Raw genomic sequence first — 6960 nt, 5'->3', positions numbered from 1 at the left:
CCGCCCCTACCCGTCCCGTCCCTGGGGGCTGCGCCCCCAGACCCCCGCTTCGGCCCTGAAGGGGCCTCGTCCTCAAACGCCGGACGGGCTGGGTATGTCAGCCCCTCCGGCGTTTGAGGAGCGGGGGGTCCAGGGGGCGGAGCCCCCTGGCGGGGTCGAAGGGGCGGAGCCCCTGGGGATGGGACGGGTAGGGGCGGCGGGGGCGAAATCCCCCGTCAGCCACCCGCCGCACGGACCAACGCCCGCATGACCCGCACATCCTCACCCATCTCCGGATGCCACTGCACGCCCAACACCCAGGACGCGGAGGGGAGTTCGATCGCCTCCACCGTCCCGTCCTCCGCGTACGCCGACGCCACGAGCCCCTCACCCAGCCGATCCACCGCCTGGTGGTGATACGTCGGCACCGACGTCTCCTCCGGCACGACCCCGCCGTACAGACTGCCCGGCACCGGCTTGACGGAGTGGCTGGCGAAGACGCCCACGACCTCCGCGTGCCCGTCGATGTGCTGCACGAGGGTGCCGCCGAGGGCGACGTTCAGCAGCTGCATCCCACGGCAGATCCCCAGCAGCGGGACCCCCGCTGCGAGGGCCGCGTCGATCAGGGCCAGCTCCCAGGCGTCCCGCTCCCGCGCCGGCGGCCCGGTGCGGGGGTGCGGCTCGGAGCCGTACCGTACGGGCTCCACGTCCGGACCGCCCGCGATCACCAGCCCGTCCAGCCGGGCCACGGCCGCGGCCGCGTACGCCGGATCGTCCGGCGGAAGCATCGCGGCGAGGCCGCCGGCCCGCTGCACCAGCCGCGGATAACCGGCCGGCAGCAGCGCCGCTTCCAGCTCCCACACGCCCCAGCGCGCACCGGACTCCAGATAGGTGCTGACACCGATCAACGGCCTGGCCACAGCAACTCCCTCACGCTCGATCCTTGCCTCAGTCCCGTGCCAACTCTGCCTCGGCCGCCGCCAGCGCCGCGAACTCCTCCTCCGGCGCCCGCGCCACCAGACGCTTACGGCTGTACAGCCCGAAGTACCCGATGGCCACGACGTACACCGCGAGCGCGATCAACGCCGCCGTCACATCCACCAGGAACGTGGCCACCAGCGCCGCACAGGCCAGCACCAGGGCGACCGAAGAGGTCAGCACTCCGCCCGGCGTGCGATACGGGCGCGGCAGCTCCGGCTCGCGGCGGCGCAGCACGATGTGGGAGAGGGACATCAGCGCGTAGGAGATGGTGGCGCCGAAGACGGCGATGTTCAGCATGCGGGCGCCGTCGCCCGACACCGCCGCCAGCAGGAAGCCGATCGTGCCGGGCACGAGCAGGCCCGGATACGGCGCCTTGCGGCGGCTGGTGAGGGAGAGGAAGCGGGGCAGGTAGCCCGCGCGGGAGAGCGCGAACAGCTGGCGCGAGCCCGCGTAGATCAGGGAGAAGAACGACGCCACCAGGCCCGCCAGACCCGCATAGTTCACGATCCGGCTCAGCGTCGTCGCCTTGCCGTCCGGCTGGAGTGCCTCCACCAGCGGGTTGCCCGCCTCCTGGACCGCGGCCGAACCGCGCGCACCCGCCGCCGCGAAGAAGGTGACCACCGCCAGCACGACCAGGATGCCCATCGACCAGCGGATCGCCTTCGGCAGCGTACGGGCCGGCTCCTTCGTCTCCTCCGCCGCCAGCGGCACCCCCTCGACGCCCAGGAAGAACCACATCCCGAAGGGGAACGCCGCCCAGATGCCGAGCAGACCGAACGGCAGCCAGGAGCTGGAGCCCGCGGCGGACGAGTCGACCGGGATGTCGTCCAGGGACCCCAACGAGAAGTCCGGCAGCGCCGCCAGCGCGAACACGATCAGCGCCGCCACGGCGATGCCGGTGACGACGAAGCTGAAGCGCAGCGCCTCGCCCACGCCCCAGAGGTGGATGCCGAGGAAGATCGCGAAGCAGACCAGGTACATCGGCCAGCCGGACTCCAGGCCGAACAGGCCCAGCGACTCGACGTAGTCGCCGATGAAGATGACGATGGCGGCGGGCGCGAGGACGTACTCGATGAGGATCGCCGTACCGGTCAGGAAGCCGCCCCACGGCCCGAGCGCCCGGCGGGCGAAGCCGTAGCCGCCGCCCGCCGTCGGCAGGATCGAGGACAGCTCGGCGAGGGCGAAGACCATACAGGCGTACATCGCGCCCATGAGCACCATGGCGATCGCGAGGCCGCCGAAGCCGCCTTCTGCCAGGCCGAAGTTCCAGCCCGAGTAGTCGCCGGAGACGACGTAGGCGACGCCGAGACCGGTCAGCAGCACCCAGCCGGCGCTGCCGCGGCGCAGTGTCCTGCGCTCCAGATAGTCGTCCGCCTCCTCGGCGGCGGGGGTGCGGGTGGATTCCAGGGACATGGGCAGACTCCCCACGGAGCGGCGGGCACGGAAGTGTTCCGGGCACGGTGGGGTCGACCGGGCTCCGGTTCAATGGAATGGATCCATACCTTTGCGGTGTCGTCCGGGGGATGGCAATACCCCTGCGTTAATCGCCCGTAAATCCTCGGTCGGCGCGCAAAAGCGGCGCGGCTCAGCCCAGGAAGCCCCGCAGCAGTGCCGCCGTACCCCCGCAGTGCTCGCGCATGATCTCCCGTGCGCACTCGGCGTTGCCCTCGATCACGGCCTCGACCAGCGCGGTGTGCTGGCGCTGGGAGTGCTCCAGGTTGCGGACGAGGAGCGGGATGCAGTCGAGCAGGTCGTTGACGGTCGCGCGGACGGCCGCGTACTGGGCGGTGAGCGTGGGGGAGCCGGACAGCTCGGCGAGCGTGAGGTGCAGCAGCGTGTCCAGGCGCCGGTACTCGGCCAGCGGGGCGTCGTGCGTGCGTGACAGGGCCTCGCGGAGCCGGTCGGCCTGCTCCTCGTCCAGCCCGTGCGCCGCACACAGCCCGGCCGCGCCCACCTCCAGTACCTCACGGAAGCGCAGCGTGTCCTCCACGTCGACGCCCTTCAGGCGGCGGCGCAGTTCCTCCTCGCCCGGCGTCGCGGGGCGCGGCAGCACGAAGGTGCCGCCGTAGCGTCCGCGCCGCGACTCCACCAGGCCCTGGTCCTGGAGCACCTTCAGCACCTCGCGCAGCGTCACCCGGCTGATGCCCAGCCGGTCGGCCAGCTCCCGCTCCGCCGGCAGCCGTCCGCCGCCCGGCACCAGGCCCAGCCGGACGACCTGGAGGATCTGCTCCAGGGCTTCCTCGAAGCCGTTGCCGGCCCGTACCGGACGCAGCACCGACGTCAGCCGGTCGCCGGCCCCGGGTACCCCGTGCTCCGTGCCCGCCTGCGACATGTGGCCGGACCCCCTTCCCAATCAATGGTCCTGGGCAATACCTTATGGCTCCCGGCTGACCGAAGTGGCCCAAGGAGGCTCTCCCGTGGCAGACCGCACACCCCCGCTGAGCGTCGAGGAGCTGCACGCCCTCGTCGCCGGCGGTGAGATCGACACTGTCGTCCTGGCCTTCCCCGATATGCAAGGGCGACTCCAGGGCAAGCGGTTCGCCGCCCGCTTCTTCCTCGACGAGGTCCTCCACCACGGCACCGAGGGCTGCAACTACCTGCTCGCCGTGGACACCGAGATGAACACCGTCGACGGCTACGCCATGTCCTCCTGGGACCGCGGCTACGGCGACTTCGCCATGCACCCCGACCTGGCCACGCTCCGCCGCGTCCCGTGGAACGCCGGTACGGCTATGCTGATCGCCGACCTCGCCTGGAACGACGGCTCGCCCGTGGTCGCCGCGCCCCGCCAGATCCTGCGCCGCCAGCTGGAGCGCCTGGCCGAGCTCGGGTACACGGCCAACGTGGGCACGGAGCTCGAATTCATCGTCTTCAAGGACACCTACGAGCAGGCCTGGGACGCCAACTACCGGGGCCTCACCCCGGCCAACCAGTACAACATCGACTACTCGGTGCTGGGGACCGGCCGCATCGAGCCCCTGCTGCGCCGCATCCGCAACGACATGGCGGGCGCCGGGCTCACCGTCGAGTCCGCCAAGGGCGAGTGCAACCCCGGCCAGCACGAGATCGCCTTCAAGTACGACGAGGCCCTCGTCACCTGCGACCAGCACGCCGTCTACAAGACCGGCGCCAAGGAGATCGCCGCCCAGGAGGGCGTCTCGATCACCTTCATGGCCAAGTACAACGAGCGCGAGGGCAACTCCTGCCACATCCACCTCTCCCTCGCGGACGCCGCCGGCAACAACGTCATGGCGGGCTCTTCCGAAGACCCCGGCGGCATGTCGGACGTCATGCGGCACTTCCTCGCCGGCCAGCTGGCCGCCCTGCGTGACTTCTCCCTCCTCTACGCCCCCAACATCAACTCCTACAAGCGGTTCCAGCCGGGCTCCTTCGCCCCGACCGCCGTCGCCTGGGGCCACGACAACCGCACCTGCGCCCTGCGCGTCGTCGGCCACGGCCGCTCGATGCGCTTCGAGAACCGGCTCCCCGGCGGCGACGTCAACCCGCACCTCGCCGTCGCCGGACTGGTCGCGGCCGGCCTCTACGGCATCGAGCAGAAGCTGGAGCTGCCCGAGCCCTGCCCCGGCAACGCCTACGCCGCCGACTTCGAGCACGTCCCCACGACCCTGCGCGAGGCCGCCGACCTCTGGGAGAACAGCCCGATCGCCAAGGCCGCCTTCGGTGACGAGGTCGTCGCCCACTACCGCAACATGGCGCGCGTCGAGCTGGACGCCTTCGACGCCGCGGTGACCGACTGGGAGCTGCGCCGCTCCTTCGAACGCATGTGAGGCCCTTCTTGTCCGACCAGCTCCAGGTACTCGATCCGGCCACCGAAGAGGTCGTCGCCACCGTCCCCTCCGCCACCGCGGCCGACGTGGACGCGGCGGTCGTCCGCGCGACGCGGGCCCAGATCCGGTGGGCGGCCCTAGCGCCCGGCGAACGCGCCCGGCTGCTGCGCCGGTTCGCGGTCCGAGTCGACGAACACCTCGAAGAGCTCGCCCAGTTGGAGGTCCGCGAGGCCGGACACACCATCGGCAACGCCCGCTGGGAGGCGGGCAACGTCCGCGACCTGCTCGACTACGCGGCCGGGGGAGTGGAGCGGCTGACCGGTCGCCAGATCCCCGTCCCCGGCGGCCTGGACGTGACGATCCTCGAACCGCTCGGCGTCGTGGGCGTGATCGCCCCCTGGAACTTCCCGATGCCGATTGCCGCCTGGGGGACGGCCCCGGCGCTCGCGGCCGGGAACGCGGTCCTCCTCAAGCCCGCCGAGACGACCCCGCTGACCGCCCTCCGCCTGGCCGAACTCGCCCTGGAGGCAGGGCTTCCGGAGGGCCTCTTCCAGGTCCTGCCCGGCCAAGGACCGGTCGCGGGCAACGCCCTCGTCGAGCACCCGGGCGTCGCGAAGATCGTCTTCACCGGGTCAACGGCCGTCGGCAAACAGGTGTTGGCGAAGGGCTCGGCGCTCCTCAAGCGCGTCACCCTCGAACTCGGCGGCAAGAGCCCCAACATCGTCTTCGCCGACGCCGACCTCGAAGCAGCCGCGGCCGCCGCCCCCATGTCCTTCCTCGACAACTCCGGCCAGGACTGCTGCGCCCGCACCCGCATCCTCGTCCAGCGCTCCGCCCACGACCGCTTCCTGGAGCTGCTGAGCCCCGCCATCGAGGCGGTGACGGTCGGCGACCCGGCCGACGAGAAGACCGACATGGGCCCGCTGATCTCCAAGGTCCAGCTGGAGCGGGTGCGTTCCTACGTCGACCCCGGCGCCGACGGCATCCGCGGCAAGGCCCCCGAAGGCCCCGGCTTCTGGTTCCCGCCCACCGTCCTCACCGGCGTCGACCCGCACGCGCGCGTGGCCGTCGAGGAGGTCTTCGGACCCGTGGCCGTCGTGCTCCCCTTCGAGGACGAGGCGGAGGCCGTCGCCCTCGCCAACGCCACCGACTACGGCCTCTCCGGCTCCATCTGGACCCGTGACGTCGGCCGCGCCCTGCGCGTCTCCCAGGCGGTCCGGGCCGGAAACCTGTCCGTCAACTCCCACTCCAGCGTCCGCTACTGGACCCCCTTCGGCGGCTTCAAGCAGTCCGGCATCGGCCGCGAACTGGGCCCGGACGCCCTGACCGCCTTCACCGAAACCAAGAACGTCTTCATCAGCACGGAAGGCCCCGCACAGTGACCTCAGCGACCTCATCGAGCTCATCGGCCGAGGAAAACATCTGCCGCCGACTGGTCGGCCGCACGGCCGTCGTCACCGGCGCCGGCAGCGGCATCGGCCTCGCCACCGCCCGCCGCCTCGCCTCCGAGGGCGCCCACGTCGTCTGCGGCGACGTGGACGAGCAGCGCGGCAAGGCCGCCGCCGAGGAGGTCGGCGGGATCTTCGTGAAGGTCGACGTCACCGACCCCGAGCAGGTGGAGGCGCTGTTCAAGACCGCGTACGACACCTACGGCAGCGTCGACATCGCCTTCAACAACGCCGGCATCTCCCCGCCCGACGACGACTCCATCCTGGAGACCGGCCTGGAGGCCTGGAAGCGCGTCCAGGAGGTCAACCTCACCTCCGTCTACCTGTGCTGCAAGGCCGCCATCCCCTACATGCGGCAGCAGGGCAAGGGCTCCATCATCAACACGGCGTCCTTCGTGGCGAGGATGGGCGCCGCCACGTCCCAGATCTCGTACACCGCCTCCAAGGGCGGCGTCCTCGCCATGTCCCGCGAACTGGGCGTGCAGTTCGCCCGCGACGGCATCCGGGTCAACGCCCTGTGCCCCGGACCGGTCAACACCCCGCTCCTGCAGGAGCTGTTCGCCAAGGACCCCGAGCGCGCCGCCCGCCGCCTCGTCCACATCCCGGTCGGCCGCTTCGCCGAGGCCGAGGAGATCGCCGCCGCCGTCGCCTTCCTGGCCAGCGACGACTCCTCCTTCGTGAACGCCACCGACTTCCTGGTCGACGGCGGAATCTCGGGGGCGTACGTCACACCCCTGTAGGTCCCCCGGGCTGAGCACCCGTCT

Annotated in this window: 6 protein-coding genes; 3 read left to right on the top strand and 3 right to left on the bottom strand. The window is 71.5% G+C overall.

What is annotated here, in order from left to right; genetic code table 11:
• Positions 1–215: 215 nt before the first annotated feature.
• From ACIBU0_RS38380 to ACIBU0_RS38370, 3 genes are all read right to left on the bottom strand, one after another.
• Positions 216–887 carry a gamma-glutamyl-gamma-aminobutyrate hydrolase family protein gene (locus ACIBU0_RS38380; protein ID WP_398828001.1) on the bottom strand — a complete coding sequence of 224 codons (672 nt, stop codon included), beginning with the start codon at positions 885–887 and terminating at the stop codon, positions 216–218.
• Between the two features lie 40 nt (positions 888–927).
• Complete coding sequence (gene eat / locus ACIBU0_RS38375) at positions 928–2373, bottom strand: ethanolamine permease (protein ID WP_398827983.1); 1446 nt, start codon at positions 2371–2373, stop codon at positions 928–930.
• 172 nt (positions 2374–2545) lie between these two features.
• Entirely contained in the window at positions 2546–3292 is a 747-nt protein-coding gene (locus ACIBU0_RS38370) for a FadR/GntR family transcriptional regulator (protein WP_398827981.1), read from the bottom strand.
• A gap of 85 nt (positions 3293–3377) precedes the next feature.
• Here ACIBU0_RS38370 and ACIBU0_RS38365 point away from each other — a divergent pair, with 85 nt between their 5' ends.
• The 3 genes from ACIBU0_RS38365 to ACIBU0_RS38355 are packed head-to-tail and all read left to right on the top strand — an operon-like array spanning position 3378 to position 6936.
• Positions 3378–4748 carry a glutamine synthetase family protein gene (locus ACIBU0_RS38365; RefSeq protein WP_398827979.1) on the top strand — a complete coding sequence of 457 codons (1371 nt, stop codon included), beginning with the start codon at positions 3378–3380 and terminating at the stop codon, positions 4746–4748.
• A gap of 8 nt (positions 4749–4756) precedes the next feature.
• Positions 4757–6130, top strand: a complete 1374-nt coding sequence (locus ACIBU0_RS38360) for an aldehyde dehydrogenase family protein (RefSeq protein ID WP_398827977.1) — start codon at positions 4757–4759, stop codon at positions 6128–6130.
• Positions 6127–6936, top strand: coding sequence for a 3-oxoacyl-ACP reductase (locus ACIBU0_RS38355; RefSeq protein ID WP_398827975.1), 810 nt, complete (start codon positions 6127–6129; stop codon positions 6934–6936). Before ACIBU0_RS38360 ends, ACIBU0_RS38355 begins: the two co-directional genes overlap by 4 nt.
• Positions 6937–6960: the final 24 nt, after the last annotated feature.

Origin of the sequence: Streptomyces sp. NPDC049627, from assembly GCF_044465645.1 — a bacterium.
Classification (GTDB): Bacteria; Actinomycetota; Actinomycetes; order Streptomycetales; family Streptomycetaceae; genus Streptomyces.
This window is presented reverse-complemented; position numbering and strand designations above follow the sequence as displayed.

Excerpts from the sequence above, each read along its gene's own strand:
- eat (WP_398827983.1), bottom strand. The coding sequence starts at position 2,373 with ATGTCCCTGGAATCCACCCGCACCCCCGCCGCCGAGGAGGCGGACGAC.
- ACIBU0_RS38370 (WP_398827981.1), bottom strand. The coding sequence starts at position 3,292 with ATGTCGCAGGCGGGCACGGAGCACGGGGTACCCGGGGCCGGCGACCGG.